Origin of the sequence: Nocardia colli, assembly GCF_008704205.1 — a bacterium.
In the GTDB taxonomy this organism is placed as follows: Bacteria; Actinomycetota; Actinomycetes; order Mycobacteriales; family Mycobacteriaceae; genus Nocardia; species Nocardia colli.
In genome coordinates, this window is record NZ_VXLC01000011.1 from 103,636 (window position 1) to 121,159 (window position 17,524).

7 protein-coding genes are annotated in these 17,524 nt (G+C 70.1%); all 7 read left to right on the forward strand.

Annotated features, from left to right (window positions below; all coding sequences use genetic code 11):
• Positions 1 to 169 precede the first annotated feature (169 nt).
• The gene (locus F3087_RS22860) at positions 170 to 1,456 is read left to right on the forward strand and encodes a SidA/IucD/PvdA family monooxygenase (RefSeq protein ID WP_150404075.1); all 1,287 of its coding nucleotides are present in this window, start codon (positions 170 to 172) and stop codon (positions 1,454 to 1,456) included.
• Between the two features lie 42 nt (positions 1,457 to 1,498).
• Positions 1,499 to 2,452 (forward strand): methionyl-tRNA formyltransferase, encoded by a 954-nt coding sequence (locus tag F3087_RS22865; RefSeq protein ID WP_150404076.1) that lies wholly within the window; start codon positions 1,499 to 1,501, stop codon positions 2,450 to 2,452.
• Positions 2,453 to 2,524: 72 nt separating this feature from the next.
• Positions 2,525 to 6,703, forward strand: a complete 4,179-nt coding sequence (locus tag F3087_RS22870; RefSeq protein WP_150404077.1) for a non-ribosomal peptide synthetase — start codon at positions 2,525 to 2,527, stop codon at positions 6,701 to 6,703.
• Positions 6,704 to 6,766: 63 nt separating this feature from the next.
• Positions 6,767 to 7,759: an ABC transporter substrate-binding protein gene (locus tag F3087_RS22875; RefSeq protein ID WP_150404078.1), complete on the forward strand. Its 993-nt coding sequence runs from the start codon at positions 6,767 to 6,769 to the stop codon at positions 7,757 to 7,759.
• A 154-nt stretch (positions 7,760 to 7,913) separates the two neighbouring features.
• The gene (locus tag F3087_RS22880; protein WP_150404079.1) at positions 7,914 to 9,590 is read left to right on the forward strand and encodes a condensation domain-containing protein; all 1,677 of its coding nucleotides are present in this window, start codon (positions 7,914 to 7,916) and stop codon (positions 9,588 to 9,590) included.
• Complete coding sequence (locus F3087_RS22885; protein WP_150404080.1) at positions 9,587 to 13,909, forward strand: non-ribosomal peptide synthetase; 4,323 nt, start codon at positions 9,587 to 9,589, stop codon at positions 13,907 to 13,909. Before F3087_RS22880 ends, F3087_RS22885 begins: the two co-directional genes overlap by 4 nt.
• A 157-nt stretch (positions 13,910 to 14,066) precedes the next feature.
• On the forward strand, positions 14,067 to 17,507 hold the full coding sequence (locus F3087_RS22890) for a non-ribosomal peptide synthetase (protein ID WP_150404081.1): 3,441 nt from the start codon (positions 14,067 to 14,069) through the stop codon (positions 17,505 to 17,507).
• The last annotated feature ends 17 nt before the right edge of the window (positions 17,508 to 17,524 follow it).

The following is a 17,524-nucleotide window of genomic DNA, read 5'->3' on the forward strand; positions in this document are numbered from 1 at the left end:
TTCTTCGCCACAGGGCTGGCACTGCCCACAAATATAAGGTAAGCCTATGCATATATGGGGCGGGTCGCCCGCCCGGCGTCGCGGGTTGCCGGACGCTGCCGGCCGTCACCGCAGCTGACGGCCCGATCCGATAGCTGCGCGGTGGCTGGAATCACAGATAGGAGAACCGGTGGACAGACTTCTCGTAGTCGGAGCTGGTCCGAAGGCGATGGCCGTCGCGGCGAAAGCGCACGTGCTGCGCGGGCTGGGCCTGCCGGCGCCGCAGATCATCGTCGTGGAATCGCAAGCGGTGGGCGGCAATTGGTTGCCCAGCGGCGGCTGGACCGATGGTCAGCATCGGCTCGGCACCAGCCCGGAGAAGGATGTGGGTTTCCCGTATCACTCGACCTGGGCGCGTGGTCACAACCATGCGATCAACGAGGCCATGATGGCGTTCAGCTGGACATCGTTCCTGGTCGAACGCGGTACCTACGCCGAATGGGTGGACCGTGGGCGCCCGAGCCCGCACCACAACATGTGGGCCAAGTACCTGCAATGGGTCGCGCGCAAGACCGACCTCGAGCTGGTGCTCGGCACGGTCGGCAAGATCTCCCCGACGGCCGACGGCTGGTCGGTCTCGGTGGCCGACGCGGACGGCTCGATCGGCGCGATCGAGGCCGACCGGTTGATGATCACCGGTCCCGGGCACTCGCGCCGCGCGCTCGCCGAGCATCCGAAAGTGCTGAGCATCGCGGACTTCTGGGATCTCGTCGGCAAGCGCAGCCTGCCCGCCTCGTCGCGGGCAGCGGTGATCGGCGGCGGCGAGACCGCGGGATCGGCGATGGACGAACTGGTCCGCCACGACGTGCTCACGGTGTCGGTGATCTCACCCGCCGCGACCATCTATACCCGTGGCGAGAGTTACTTCGAGAACTCTCTGTACAGCGATCCGGCCAAGTGGCGTGCGCTGAGCATTCAGGAACGGCGCGACGTCGTCCGGCGCACCGATCGCGGCGTCTTCTCCGTGCGCGTGCAGGAGAACCTGTTGGGCGACAGCCGGGTTCATCACCTCCAGGGCCGGGTGGTGCGGATGGCCGAGCAGGGCGAGGGGGTCGCGCTCACGCTGCGCAACGAGCTGCGTCCCGATCAGGTGCACACCTTCGATCTCGTGGTCGACGCGACCGGCGGGCAACCGCTGTGGTTCCTCGAGCTGTTCGACTCCGACGCGGCCGATCTGGTCGAGCTCGCCGTCGGCGGGCCGATCACCCAGGCGCGGATCGAAGCGTCGATCGGTCACGATCTCGCGGTCTCCGGGCTGGACGCGAAGCTCTACCTGCCCAATCTCGCCGGACTCGCGCAGGGCCCCGGGTTCCCGAATCTCAGTTGTCTCGGCGAACTCTCGGATCGGGTGCTTGCCCCGGCGCCGACTCCGGCCCGGTCGATTCCCCAGGCCGCGATACAGCGGGCAAATCGGTAGGCTAGGCTAGCCTTACTTAAATTCGAGGATGGGGTTCGGTTCATGCGCATCGTGTCGTTCGGCTTCCAGACCTGGGGCCGCAAAACCCTGCAGGCGCTGCTCGATTCGGAACACGAGGTGGTGCTCGCGGTCACGCACCCGGCCAGCGAACAGTCGTACAAGGCGATCTGGTCGGACTCGGTCGAGGAGCTCGCGCGCGAGCACGGCATCCCGGTGCACCTGACCGAGCGGGCCGATGCCGCGACGATCGACCTGGTCAAGCGGGCCGAGCCGGACGTCATCGTGGTGAACAGCTGGTACACCTGGATGCCCGCCGAGCTCTACGCGATGCCGCCGTACGGCACGCTCAACCTGCACGATTCGCTGCTGCCGAAATTCACCGGGTTCTCGCCGGTGCTGTGGGCGCTGATCAGCGGCGAGTCCGAGTTCGGGCTGACCGTGCACCGGATGGACGAGCAGTTGGACACCGGCGACATCCTGGTGCAGCACTCGCTGCCGATTCCGCCGGACGCCACCGGGACCGAGTTGGTGCTCGCCGGGATGGACCTGATTCCGGGTGTGGTGCACGAGGCGCTGCGCCTGCTCGAGTCCGGCAACGCGGTCTGGCGGCCGCAGAACAAGGCCGAACGCACCTACTTCCACAAGCGCTCCGACCGGGACAGCCAGATCGATTGGCAGCGCAGCGCGGTCGATCTCGAGCGTTTCGTGCGCGCCCTGTCCGAGCCGTACCCGCGGGCGTTCGCCTGCTATCGCGGTGAACGGATCGAGGTGCTCGCCGCGTCGGTCTCCGCGGCCTGCTATGGCGGCACCGCGGGCCGGGTCGTCGTGCAGGAAGGCGGCGGCGCGGTGGTGTGCGGGCCGGACCCGGTGCGTGGACACAACCGCGGCCTGGTGCTCACCCGGATCCGCACGGCCGACGGGGTCGAACACGACGGCGCCGAATTCTTCGCCCGCGGCGGCTATCTCACCGCCGTCCCGGAGGCGGCCTTCGGCTGACGGTTGCCGGGGGGTACGCGCGGTCACGCGCGCGGACCTACAAGCAACGTTCAACCGGGGGGTGAAGGAATCATGTCGACCATTGCGAACTCGCCGAATCGCCTGCAGGACAGCCGATCCGATCGGCCATCGAAGGACAGCATCGAGGGTGCGCGGTATCCGCTGTCGGCGGCGCAGCGGCGTGCCTGGTTCCTGCAGATCCGTGATCCGGCGGATACCACGCTCAATATCTGCGTGGCGTACCGCCTGACCGGGCAGTTGGCCGTCGCGCGCCTGCGCGCCGCGGTCGAGGCCGTCGTCGCCCGGCACGACATTCTGTGCACCACTTACGGATTGGGTGCGGACGGCGAGCCGTTCCAGCGCGCCCGGCCGGCGTTGGCGCCGTCCTGGCACGAACACGATCTGTCCGAGCTGGCCGAACCGAGCCGGGCCCGGCGGCTGGAAGTGCTGGCGCGCCGCGCGTTCGGCCGCCCGTTCGCGCTGTCCGACGAGGCGCCGCTGCGGATCACCCTGGTACGCACCGGATCCGATGAGTTCGTCTTCATTCTGGTCGCGCACACGATCTGCTGGGACGACGATTCGTGGAGCGTGCTGCGCGCAGAGGTGAACGCCGCGTACAACGGCGCCGCGCCGTCCGGCCGCGCCACCCAGTTCGTCGAGGTCGAGGTGCTGGGCAACGACGCCCGGTCGGCCGAGCCCGGTGACGCCGCGGTCGACTACTGGCGCGGCGCGCTGCGTCCGCTGCCGGAATCGCTGGAGCTGCCTGGCAAGCCGAACGGTGCGGACACCGAGACCCGCCGGACCGGGCGCTACGTGCTCGCGGTCCCTCCCGAGCTGCTCTCCCGGGTGTACGCGTTCGCGAGCGAATACGACTCGACCCCGTTCGCGGTGGCGCTGGCCGCCTTCCACGCGCTGATCCACCGCTATACGGCGGCGACGGATTTCCTTGTCTCGGTACCGGTATCGACCCGCGACGCGTCGGCCGTCTCGGTGATCGGCTACTTCGGCAACACGGTGCTGCTGCGGGCGGCGGTCCGTCCCGAGGACACCTTCGCGAGTTTCGCCGCGCGCGTTCGCGACACCTGCGCCGCGGCATTCGCGCATCAGGAGGTCGGCATCGATCGGGTGATCCGCGAGATCAACCCGGACCGCGGCAACGGCCGGGACGGCCTGGAGCAATTGGTGCGGGTCGGCTTCGGCGTGCGCGAGGCGCCGCGCGGTTTCGAGTTCGACGGCGTCACCGCCACCGGACTCGACCTGGTTCGCCCGGCGCCGCAGGTTCCGTTGCGGGTCACCACCGTCTTCGACGCGCAGGGTGCGCACGCCGAGGTCGAATACTGGGCCGACGAGGTCGACCACGGACTCGCCGAACAACTACTCACGCACTACGTACAGCTGCTCGACAGCGCGCTGTCCGCGCCGGGCGAGCGGGTCGGCGATCTGGATATGTATGGCCCGCAAGCTCGTTCGCGGCTGCTGGCCCAGTCGCACGGCGCGCTGGTCGATACCCCGGCGACCACCCTGGTCGCGCTGTTCGAACGCGCCGTGTCGGCCACACCCGACGCGCTCGCGGTGGTGGCGCCGCGCCACGATGGCGTCGCGGACGTGTCGATGACCTACGACCAGCTCGATCGACGCGCGAATCGGTTGGCGCGCTGGCTGATCGGGCAGGGCATCGGCGCGGAGGACGCGGTCGCGCTGCGGCTCGGCAACTCGATCGAGTTCGTGGTCGCGGTCCTCGCGGTGCTCAAGGCCGGCGGCGCCTACCTGCCGATCGATCCGGATGATCCGGACGAGCGCATCGAGGAGTTCTATCGAGACGCGGCTCCCCGGTTGGTGTTCGGCATGGTCGAGTTCGCCGCCGCGGAGGAGTCCGCGGTCGAGCTGCCCGACCACGATCCGACCGACGCGGACCGGGTGCGCCCGCTGCGTCCCGGCAATCTCGCCTACCTCATCTACACCTCGGGATCGACCGGAAAGCCCAAGGGCGTGGCGGTTTCACACGCCGCGATCGCCGAACACCTGGAGGGTTTCCGCGCGGAATGGGGGATGACCGCCGACGATCGGCTGCTGCAGTCCTCGCCGGTCAGCTTCGACGCCTCGCTGCTCGATATCTTCGTCACCCTGACCGTCGGTGCGCGCCTGGTGATTCCGAAGCGCGGCGCGTTCCGCGACATCCCGTATGTCGCCGATCTGATCACGCGCTGCGGGATCACCGTGCTGCACATGGTCCCGTCGACGTTGAGCACCTTCCTACTGCTGCCCGAAGTGAGCGAATGGCGTGCGCTGCGGCATGTTCCGGTCGGCGGTGAGGCTTTGCTCGGTGAAGTGGCCGACCGGTTCTCCGGCGTCTTCGACGCCGAACTGCGCAATCACTACGGGCCGACCGAGGCCGTGGTGTCCGCGACCCACATGCCGGTCGACGGCCCGCAGGGCACCCGGATCGTGCCGATCGGCGTGCCCAACCGCAACGTGTACTGCTACCTGCTCGACGATCGGCTGCAACTGGTCCCGCACGGCGTGGTCGGCGAAATCTATCTCGGCGGTGCGCAATTGGCTCGCGGCTATCTGCACCGGTCCGGGCCCTCCGCGGAACGCTTCGTCGCCGATCCGTTCCTGTCCGGTGAACGGCTTTACCGCACCGGCGATCTGGCGCGGCGCACCGCGGACGGGGTGCTCGAATTCGTCGGCCGCGCCGACGCGCAGGTGAAGGTGCGGGGGTATCGCATCGAGCTCGGCGAGGTGGAGGCCACCATCGCGGCGTATCCCGGCGTCGGGCACTGCGCGGTGGTCGCGGTGGCGGACCGATCGATCGGGATGATGCTCGCGGCCTACGTGGTTCCCGTCGCAGGCGAACTCGACCTCGACCAGGTGCGGGCGCGAGTAGCCGCCACCCTGCCCGAGTACATGGTGCCGTCGGCGTTCATGCTGATCGACGAGATCCCGCTGACCAAGCACGGCAAGCTCGACCGCAACGCGCTGCCGGAGCCGGTCCGGGTCACCCACGGCTATCGAGAACCGGGCACCGCCACCGAGATTCGGCTCGCCGAGCTGTATCAGGAGATCTTCGGCCTCGACCGGGTCGGCGCCGACGACTCGTTCTTCGACCTCGGCGGTCATTCGCTGCTGGCCAACCGCCTGGTGCCGCGGCTGCGCGCCGAGTTCGGCGTCGAGATCGACGTGCGCGTGGTCTTCGACAACCCGACGGTGGCCGGTCTCGCCGCGCTCATCGAGGCGACTCCTGTGGTGCCGCCGGAGGAATTGACCACCACCGAACGTGAGCGGCTGCTCGGCGAGTGGTCCACCGGCGTCGAGCTCGCCGAGGTGGCAGACCTGGCCGAGGTCATCCGCCGCGGTTACGGGTTCCCCAGCGCGCGTCCCGCGATCCGTTGCGGGGCAAAGGCCTTGACCTATGGTGAGCTGTTCGACCGGCTGGCCGCCGGGCGGCCCGACGAGGTCACGCCGGCCACCGATCTGGGCGACCGGCTGATCCGGCTGGTCCTGACGCTGGTCGGGCCGGCCAACGAATCCATCGACGACACTTGTGCTTTCGCCCTGCCCGCCGCCGAAGCGCTGGCGGTGGCCGTCGCGGATCGCCGGGCGGTGGCCGCGGATCGCCGGTGCGGGCGTACCGATCCGGCCTACAACGCGCGCGACGTGCGCCTGTTCGCGGTGCGGCGCATCGACGCGCGCGCGGCGGTCGAGCTGTTCGCCGCGCTGGCCGACGGCGCGCTGCTGATCGTCGCGACCGAGTCACAACGGACCGATCCCGCCGAATTGGCCGCGCTGATCACCGAATTCGCGGTGACGCACGTGGTCACCGATCCCGGTACCGCCGCCGCGCTCGCGCAGGCCGCCGGCCCCGCTTCGATGACCGTCTGCCGCTGGGACATCACCGGAATCGACACTCCGCCAGCACTTCCCGCCGCGCTCGCGGCGACCGCGCCGGGCTCGGTGGGCACGATCGCCTACGCGGTGCCGGAGTACGTCGGCGCGGTCGCGCGCGGTCCGCTGGACGGCACCGGGCGGGTGCGCCCGATTCCCGGCGCTCGGGTGCTGGTGCTCGACGAACGCGGCAGGCCGGTCCGGCCCGGTGTGCTCGGTGAGGTCTTCATCGGCGGCGCCGCGCTGGCCCGTGCGGGTGACGCGGCGGCGGGGCCGTTCCTGGCTGATCCGTTCGCGCCGGGGTGGTTGGTGCGCACCGGTGACCGTGCGTGCTGGACCGACGACGGCTGGCTGACATTTGCCTAGCCTGGCTTTTTGCGGCGAGGATCGGCTCGACCAGGTGCGATTCGCGATATGAGGAGTGACGGAATGAAGCTGGGCCGAAGAACGGCGGGACGGGGTCGTGGCATAGTCGGCCGGGCTTTCGCGGTGCTGGCGGTGGGCCTGTTGCTCACGTCCGCCGCCTGTGGATCCGACGACAAGGGTGGCAGCGGGTCCGGGGAGATCACCATCACCCACTCGATGGGCCAAACCGCGGTCAGCGGCACCCCGAAACGCATTGTCACGCTGGGAAACCAGTGGCTCGATGCCACGCTCGCGCTGGGCGTGACACCGGTCGGCTATGCCGACAACGTCTCGCAGGGCGGAAAGTCGCAGGTGCCGTGGGTGCCGGACTCGCTGAGCGAGGCCAAGGTGCTGAAGATGGGTTCCGACGTGGTGGAGCAGATCGCCGCGCTGGAGCCCGACTTGATCTTGGTTCCTGGCTTCATGGTGGATAAAGCCATGTACGACAAGCTGTCCAAGCTGGCGCCGACGATCGGCCCGGTGACACCGAACGCGCAGATCGACCAGTGGTCGGATCAGCTCGCGACGCTCGGCAAGGTGCTGCACAAAGAGGCCGACGCGGACAAGGTGGTCGCGAACGTCAACGGGCGCATCGACGAGGTGGCGCATCGCTATCCGGGCCTGCGCGGCAAGACCTTCCTCACCTGCATGCTGACCGGTCCGGCGCAGTTGATGGTGCTGGCCGATCCGAAGGACGGCTCGGCCGCGCTGTTCAACCGGCTCGGCATGGCCATCCCGGAGCAGATCGCGAAGGAGGCTCCGGCCGGTGGCCGGCTGGCGCTGTCTCCGGAACGGTTGGGCGACTTGACTTCCGACATGCTGATCTGCGGCGCGCTGCCCGCCTTCACGGAGAAGTTCAAGCGGCTGCCCGGCTACGACGAATTGCCGTCGGTGAAGAACAACGGCATCGCCTTCGTCGACGTGACCACGATCAGCGCCATCAATATCCCGACGCCGCTGTCGGTGCCCTATGTCCTGGACAAGCTCGATCCGACATTGGCCGCTGTGAGCAAGTAGGCACAACTGGTCCGTTGGCCTTATCTGTTTTAGGATAGGCTAACTTTAACTCGGGGGTGGGTAGCTACGTGCTATCCACCCTCGACTGTTTGATCAGTACATAGTGGCCGCGGCGGTTCTCCCGGTGTTGCTGCGGTGCTCGGAAGGATCGAAGATGTCGGATTCGCTGGTGCGAAACGCGCCCAGGGCCACCACCGCTGGGGATCGCGGCACGCCGCTGTCCCTCGCGCAGCAGGCCGTGCTGCTGCCGGAACGACTGCGGCGCACCGCGGCCGCGAATCTGTTCGTCGCGCTGGAGGTCTCCGGCGAGCTCGACGACGAGGCGTTCGAACAGGCGGCCATCGCGGTGCTGACCGAGCACGAGATCCTGCGGACCGTCTTCCCCGACGATCGCCGCGTCCCGTACCAGCGCGTCGTACCGGCGCCGGACAGCGTGGTCGAGACCGTCGGAATCGACACGGCCGCACTGGAGCCCGCGCTGCGTTCCGATGCCGTGCATCGCTTCGATCTGGGGCGCGACCTCCCGATCCGGATCCGGCGCTATGCCCTCCCGGACCGCGCCGTCGTCTCCATCACGGTGCATCCGGTCGCGGCCGACGACCGCACGCTCGATCTGCTCGCCGCCGGACTGTTCGCGGCCTACGAGCACGGCCAGGCCGAACCCGCCGCGGCGCAGTACCGCGACCTGGTCGCCGCCCAGCTGAAGGAGCTGGGCGCCGCCGCCGGCGACGATCCGGCGCTGGCCTACTGGACGGCGCGACTGGCGGACCTGCCCGAACGCGCGGTCCCGATCATCGAAGACGAGACCGGCGCTGAGGGACCTCGCCGGGCCTTCCGCATCGATCGCGGCACGCTCGACGCACTGCTCGACGGCCGCGACGCGGACGCCACCTTCGCCGCGCTCATCGCGCGGGTGCTGAGCGAGGCGGGAATCGGCGGGGACATTCCGGTGGGTCTGGTCGAGCCGGCGCGGGCCGAATCGGGCGCCCCTCTCGGCAATATCGCCAATCAGCTGGTCCTGCGGCTGGATTCGGTGGAGACCGGCACCCCGCGGGAGTTCATCGACGCGACCGTGGCCTGTGTGACCGAGGCCCGCGCGCACGCGCAGACCAGAATCGAGCGGCTCACCCATCAGCTGAAGGGCACCGCCGCGGTGGTCACCGGCGCGCTGTTCCAGGTGCTGGTCGGCGTGCGCGACGTCGGGCCGCTCGCGCTCAGCACACCCGAATACACCGTGCGCGAGCTGCACCGGCGGACCGCTCGCCCGTACGGGGTCGACCTGGTGGTCGATATCGCGATCGACGCCGACGGCGCGACCCTCACCCTCGACTTCCCGGCCCTGTCCGGCCGGCGTTCCCTGGACGACCTCGCCACGCACCTCGAACGCCGTTGCGCGGCCTGGGCCGCCGGGACGGACGAGCCTATCGGCACGGCGTTGTTCACCCAGGCAGGCTCGGCAGACGACCTGCTGGGCGGCCCCGGGCTCGGCGGCGAGCCGCAGACCGATGCGGAACGCGTTGTCGCGGCGGCGATCCGGAAGGTGCTCGAACTCGACGAGGACGACGAGGTCGGCCGCGCGGACACCTTCTTCTCCCTCGGCGGCGACTCGATCGCCGCGCTGCGCCTGGTCACCGACCTCGCCGAACAGGGATACGCGCTGGACGTGCAGACGGTCTTCGCCTTCCCGGCCATCCACGAACTCGCCACCCAGTTGAACGAAGGTGCCCCCGCCACCGCCGCGCCCGCACCGGCCGCCGCGGCGCCGATGAGCGCCTCGGGTCTGGATGCGGCGGCGCTGGCCGCGCTCGGCCAGAAATTCGGCGTGCGGTGACCACCGAGATCCTCGACGTCGTCGCGCTGTCGCCGTTGCAGCGCGGGCTCTACTCGGTCAGCACCATGTCCGGCGACGTGGACCCCTACCTGGTGACCTTCGCCGCCCGGATCGACAACCTGGTCGACCTCGACGGCCTGCGCGCGGCGTTCGACGAAGTGCTGCAACGGTATCCGCACCTGGGCGCGGCGGTGCTGACCGACGGCCTGCCGCATCCCGTGCTCGTCATCACCTCGGCCGGCCGGATCGGCTGGCGCGAGGTCGACCTGCGCGCCGCCGACGATCCGGAAGCCGCTGCCCAGCAGCTCTATTGGGACGAGGGTCGCCTGCGCATCGACCTGGACAACGGTCCGCTGTTCCGGGTGACGGCGGCGCGGGTCGGGGAGCAGGCCTACGAATTGATCTGCACCGCACACCACATCGTGGTCGACGGCTGGTCCATCCCGCTGATCTTCGCCGACCTGATCGCGCTGCACGGCGGCGCGGGATCGGCGCTGCCCGCGGCGCCCCCGCTGCGCGAGCACGCGGCCTGGCTGGCCACCCGCGACACCGCCGCCTCGATCGCGGCCTGGACCGAGGCGCTGGCCGGCCTGACGCCGATGCCGATGCTCGCGCCGCCCGCGCCGGGCGACCTCCCGGTGCTCGGCACGGCCGAATTCGACCGGGCGGAAACCGAACTCGTCTCGAGCTGGGCCCGTTCCCGGGGCATCACCCTGAATACCGTCTGCCAAATGGCCTGGGCCCGGGTGCTTTCCGGGCTGACCGGCCGCGACGACGTGGTGTTCGGGCAGACCACGTCCGGGCGCGACGCGTCGCTGCCGCACGCCGATCGGCTGGTCGGCGCGCTGGTCACGACCATTCCGGTCCGGGTGCGGATGGACGAGCGCTCGCCCGCGGCGATCGGCGCGGAGTTGCAGCGCACGGTGGCGCGATTGCGGGCACACGAATACCTGGGCATCGCCGAGATCACCAAGCACGCGGACGCCGGGCAACTCTTCGACACCCTGCTGGTCTTCGAGAACACGCCGCTCGGCGAAATCACCGCATCGATGCCGCTGGCAGGCGGGGCCACCATGACGCCGCGCCGGATCGACTCGCCGAGCCACTATCCGATCGCGGTGGTGCCCGTGGTGGAGAACGAGCGGCTCATCACCCGGGTGGAGATCCGCCCGGACCTGGTGGACCGATTCGATCCGGATCGGCTGGCGCGCAGGGTGCTCGCGGTCATGCGCCGGATGATCGAGGCGGAGCGCGGCTGCGATATCGATCTGCTGCTCGACGACGAGCCCGCCGCGCTGACCGTCGACGCGCGGCCGCCGGTGGACTATGCCTCGGTGCCCGAGGCTTTGCTCGCCGCCGCTGAGCGGGCCGCCGAGCGGGTCGCCGTGATCGACCCGGCGGGGGAGCAGAGCTTCGCCGAGTTCGGCACGGCCGTAACAGCATTGGCCGAGAACCTGCGCACCGCGGGCGTTCGGCCCGGCGACGCGGTGGCGGTGGTGCTGCCGCGGGATCGCCGAGTGCTGCACGCGCCGTTCGCGATCGGGCTGGCCGGTGCGCTGTGCGTGCATGTGGATCCGGCGACGCCCGCCGATCGGCTGGCCTACATGTTCGAGGTCGCCGACGTCGGCGTCGTGCTCGCCGACGAGTCACTCGCCGACACCCTGAGCCTGGTACGCGAGCAGGGCCGCGAGGTCGCGCACGCGGTACCTGACCACGACGGTGGGTTGCGCCTACTCGGCCAGCCCGGTCCATCGGCCGCGAACGTCGCTGTACCGCAGGCGAATCGGAACGCACCCTGCTACGTCGTGTTCACCTCCGGCACCACGGGTCGCCCGAAGGGCGTCGTAGTTCCGCACGGCGCGTTGCTGAATCACTGGTCGAACCACGAGCGCCGGATCTTCGCTCCGCTCAGCACACAGACCGGGCGGCAACTGCGGATCGGCCACGGCTGGTCGACCGGCTTCGACGCCGCCTGGCAGCCGACGGTCGCCCTGCTCAGCGGGCACGCGGTCGTCCTGCTCGGGGACAAGGTGCGCACCGATGCCGAGCAGATCGTCGCGGCGATCGAGCAGCAGCGGATCGATATCTTCGACACCTCGCCGTCGATGCTGAGCCGGTTGATCGCCGCCGGACTGTTCACCGAATCCACGGAGCCCGTAGGGGAGTACTGTCCTTTGCTGGTGCTCGCACTCGGCGGCGAGGCGATCAGCCAGGACACCTGGACGCGACTGCGGCGACTGCCGAGCACCCGCGTCATCAACTTCTACGGACCGACCGAAACCACGGTCGAAGCGCTGATGGCCGACGTGCACGAGCACGCGGCGCCCACGATCGGGCGCACCTTCGACGGGCTGGCCGCCGAGGTGCTCGATCACCGGCTGCGCCCGGTGCCGCCGGGCGGCCACGGCGAGCTGTACCTGTCCGGCGCGCAACTCGCGCTCGGCTACCTCGGCCGGGCGGGTACCACGGCGGCCGCGTTCGTCGCGGGAACCGGCGGACGGCGTTACCGTACCGGCGATCTGGTCCGCCGGACCACCGCGGGCACGGTGGCCTACGAGGGTCGCATCGACAGCCAGGTCAAGATCAACGGCTATCGGGTCGAACCGGACGAGGCGACGGTCGTGTTGCGTGAGCTCGACGGCGTAACGCATGCCGCCGCACTGGCTTTCGTGGAGAACGGCCGAACCCGGCTGGGCGCCCTGGTCGTCGCCGAGCGCTCGGTCGCCGAGATCCGCGCGGCGCTGGCGCTGCGGCTGCCGCGGTTCCTGGTGCCGACCAGGATCGTGCACGTCGATCAGATCCCGTTGAACCGCAACGACAAACTCGATGTGCACGCCGCGACCGCGCTGTTGCACGCACCGGTCACCGACGCGGTCGCGGCCGAGCCTGCCACCGAGACCGAGCGGACCCTGCTCGGGCTGATCGCCGCGATGGGCGAGGGACGTACGGCGACGGTGGGTGTGCTGGACAGCCTGGTGGATCTGGGCATCGACAGCATCGGAATCATCGATCTGGTGTCCCGGCTGCGTGGCGCCGGCTTCCGGGTAACCGCGAAAGACGTTGTCGCCGCGGCGGATCTGCGTGAGCTCGCGGGCACCCTCGACGCCGCGGACGCGGCGGACCCGGTCGAGGCGGCGCACACGCCCGCGGGCACCGTCCTCGCGCTCACCCCGCTCGCGCACGAGATCATCGCCAACGGCGACTACCGCTACCTGGCGCAGAGTCAGGTGATCACGCTCCCCGACGACGCGTCGGCCGAGCAGATCGCCGAGCGGATCGACGCCTTGGCGGCCGCCCACCCGACGCTGCGTTCCCGGCTCGACTTCGGTGCGCACGGCACGGCAGTGCTGGTCGTCGAGGAATCCGCGGACGCGGCAACATGTCTGACCGTGGTCGCCGACTCCTCGGCCGACGCGGCCGCCCGGCTGTCCGAAACCGTCGACCGGCTGAATCCGGCGACCGGGCAGATGATCGCCGCGACGCTGCTCGACGGCGGACCCGGTCGACGCCGCCTGCTCCTGTCGATCCACCATCTCGCCGTCGACGTCGTCTCCTGGCTGATCCTCGTCGACGATCTACGCAGGCTCGAACAGGGCCGGCTCCCGTTGAACGAGGCCGTCCGGCGGACAGCCGAGGGCCCGGCCCCGACCACCCGGTCACCGATCCTCGGCGCCCCGCTCGGCGGCAGGCTCACCGACCCCGCCACCGACCGTGCGGCCAAAGTGATCCAGCGCGTGCTCGAGCTCGGCCCCGAACGCACCGAGCGGCTGCTCGCCCGATGCGCGGAGACCGGAATCTCGGTGGAGGACATCCTGATTCTCGCCGGCGCGCGCACGTTCGCCGACAGTGCCGACGCCGCGGGCCTGGTCGCGCTCACCAGGGAATCACACGGCCGACCCGCCGACGACGACACCCGTCAGGTCGGCTGGTTCACCGTGGAGGAGACCGTGCTGGTTCCGCTCGCGGAGATCGACGGCTGGACGCCCGGCGCGGGCGCCCCGCCACTCGGCGAGCGCACGCACGCCGCGCGCGGCCAGCTCCGGCTCAATCATCTCGGCCGATTCGACGTGTTGAGCTTCGGCGCCGGCGCGTGGTCGCTGGCCCCGCTGGCGGAATTCACCGCCGAGTTCGGTGTCGCGGGTCATCCCGATCTGCCGGTGCGTTTCACCGTCGACATGACGACGGCGGTCGTTCCCCGGGACGAGGGTCCGTCGCTGGTCGCCCAATTCGACGTCAACTCGGCGGTTCTGGGCGAGGCGGACACCGACGTCCGGGTCGGCCGCTGGGCCGCGGCGCTGACCGAATTCACCGAACGGTGAGCCGGTAACCGGCGGTACGCCGATGACAAGTCATGAAAATGGGTTAGGCAAACCACACTCTGTCTCTGGGCCCCATTCGTGGGTTACGATGCCTTGAGATTAGGCAAGGCTTGCCTACGTGGCCCGATGGGCCGCTTCTCGGCTGGTGAGGAGTCTGATGCTCGGCAAGGCTGAACTGCGCGACCTGGTGGCGGCAGATCTCGGCGTAGCACCCGAAACGGTGGGCTACGACGACGATCTGGTGAGTCTGGGCATGCACTCGATGAAGCTCATGCACTTGGCGGCCAAGTGGCGTAAACAGGGCTACGACGTGCGCAGCTCCACTCTCGCGTTGTCCCCGACGATCGCCGCCTGGGCGCAGTTGCTGGGTGTAAGCCAGATTGCGGAAGAGCCCGCGCCGACTCCGGTTGCCGAGACCGGTGCCGCCACCGACGAATTCGCGCTGGCGACGATGCAGCACGCCTACTGGGTCGGCCGCAGGCAGGATCAGCGGCTCGGCGGCGTGGCGGCCCACCTCTACGTCGAATTCGACGGCCGTGGCCTGCAAGCGGATCGGATGCGCCGCGCGGCCGAGCGGCTGGTGCGGCACCACGCGATGCTGCGCGCCCAGTTCCTGGACAGCGGCATGCAGCGGATCTTGCCCGAGCCGCTGGTTCCGGTATGCCACACGCTCGACCTGAGCGCGCGGGCCGAGGCAGACGTCGAGGCCGAGCTGAGCCGGATCCGGCAGGACAAGAGTCATCAGCGCATGGACGTGGCCGCCGGACAGGTGGTGGACATCGCTGTCACGGTGCTGCCGGACGGCGCGCACCGCCTGCATCTCGACGTCGACATGGTCGCCGCCGACGCGCAGAGCTACCGCCGCATCCTCGACGACCTGGCCACGCTCTACGCGGCCGACGACGACACGCTCCCGCCGCTCGGCTTCACCTTCCGCGAATACCTGGCCGCCAAAGCGCGCACCGCGCCGGACAATTCGGTCGACGAGCAGTGGTGGGCGCAGAAGGCGCCGACGCTGCCCGACATTCCGTCGCTGCCGGTCGTCGCGGAGAACGAGCGACCGGATCCGGCGCGCAGCATCCGGCTGCACCACTGGTTCGACCCCGCGGGCAAGGCCCGATTGCAGCAGTACGCGCACGGCAACGGCGTGACCCCGGCCGTCGCGCTGGCCACCGTGTTCAGCGAGGCGATCGCGCGCTGGTCGGCGCAGCAGCGTTTCCTGCTGAACCTGCCGCTGTTCGCCCGCGAGCCGCTGCACGACGACATCGACCGGGTGGTCGGCGATTTCACCAATTCCGTGCTGGTCGACGTCGACGCGCGCACGACGGAGTCGATGGTGGCCCGGGCGAAGCGGTTGCAGCGCGAACTGCACACCGCGGCCGCGCACGCCGGCTACGAGGGCCTGGACGTGCTGCGCGATCTCGGCAGGTTGCGCGGCGCGCCGGTTACGCCGTCGGTGGTCTTCACCTCGGGGCTCGATCTGGGGGAGTTGTTCTCCGAGCAGGTCACTCGCGTCTTCGGCGAGCCGGTCTGGATCCTCTCCCAGGGGCCGCAGGTCGACCTGGACGCACAGGTCGTGGAGCTGGCCGGCGGGTTGCTGGTGAACTGGGACATCCGCCGTGACGCACTGCCCGCGGGTGTCGCCGAGGCGATGTTCGCCGAATTCCGTGCCACCCTGGACGCACTCGTGCGGGCGGATGCCGACTGGTCCGCGGCGCTGACCATCGCGCTGCCGGAAGCACAGCGCGCGGTGCGTGATTCGGCGAACGACAGCACCGTCGATCTGGGCGAGCGCACCCTGCACGACGCGTTCTTCGCACTGGCCGAGCAGCATCCGGAGCGCGTGGCGCTGCACTGGCGCGACGATGGGTCGTCCAGTTACGGCGAGCTGTCCGCGCAGTCGCTGGCGGTCGCCCGCGCCCTGGTGGACGCGGGCGTCGAGCCCGGCGACACCGTGGCGGTCGTGATCCCGAAGGGGCACCGGCAGATTCCCGCCGTGCTCGGGGTGCTCGCCGCCGGCGCGGCCTACCTGCCGATCGGCACCGACCAGCCGAGCGCACGGCGGGATCGGATCCTCGCGCGCGGCGGTGTGCGGGTCGCGCTGATCGACGACACGGATGCGCTGCCCGCGTCGGTGACCGGCGTCACCCTCCGAACCGCGCTGGCGGCAACGCCTTTGGCCGGTCCGGTGACCACGACACCGGATGCCCTGGCCTACGTGCTGTTCACCTCGGGATCCACCGGCGAGCCCAAGGGCGTCGAGGTCAGCCACCGCGCCGCCGCCAACACCATCGACGCGATCGGCGCCCGCTTCGGCCTCGGCGCGGACGATCGGCTGATCGGCTTGTCCGCCTTGGGATTCGACCTGTCGGTCTACGACATCTTCGCTCCGCTGTCGCTCGGCGGCGCACTCGCCTGCGTCGACGCGGAGATCGAGCGGGACGCCGCCGCGTGGGCCGCGCTCATCGCCGACGCCGGGGTCACCGTGCTCAACTGCGCACCCGGCCTGATCGGCATGCTGCTCGAGCTCGCCGCACCCGATCAACTGCGCTCGCTGCGGCTCGTGCTCACCGGCGGCGACAAGGTGAAAACCCAACTCGCGCAACGGGCCCGTGCCCTGGTGCCCGGCCTGCGCTTCGTCGGCCTCGGCGGCACCACCGAAACCGCGATCCACTCCACCGTCTGCGAGGTCACCGACGACTTCCCCGCCGAATGGGTCGATGTGCCCTACGGCACGCCGCTGGCGAACGTGCGACTGCGCGCGGTCAACGAGCGCGGCGAGGACTGCCCCGACTGGGTGCCCGGTGAACTCTGGATCGGCGGCGCGAGCGTCGCCGACGGCTACCGCGGCGACGCCGAGCGAACGGCGGACCGGTTCGTCCAGGTCGACGGCGTGCGTTGGTACCGGACCGGTGATCTGGCGCGCTATCTGCCGGACGGCACCGTCGACTTCCTCGGGCGGGCCGACCATCAGGTCAAGATTCGCGGCTACCGGGTCGAACTCGGTGAAGTCGAGTCGGCGCTGGTCACGCTCGCACCGCTGCGCTCGGCCGTCGTGGTGATCACCGCGGCGGGCAGGCTCGCCGCCGCAGTCACCGCGGACGGACCGGTCGAGGTTGCCGACATCGTCGAGCAGCTGCGGGAACTGTTGCCCGCCTACATGATTCCCGAAGTCGTCGAGGTGCTCGACGCGCTTCCGCTCACCGCCAACGGCAAGCTCGACCGGGCCGCGATCGGCGCCCTGTTCGCCGCGGATGCCGATACCCGGACCGTCTACGTGCCCCCGGCGAACGAGGTGGAGGCCGCGGTCGAATACATCACCGCCCAGGTGCTCGGGCTCGACCGGCTCGGCGTCGATACGGACTTCTTCGACGCCGGTGGCAACTCGATCCTGGCCACCACGCTGACCGGGCAGATCCGCGGCCTGCTGGCGGTGGACGGCTTCGGCGTGACCGGGGTGCTCGAGGGCCGCACCGTGCGCCGGATCAGCGCGGGCCTGCTGGCCGCCGAGCCGGCGCCGGACCGGCTGGTGCACGTCGCCCGGATCCTGCTCGAGCTGGCCGAGATCAGCCTGCCGCCGACGGTGGCCCTGGTGTAGCGCGGAATGCGTTGCCG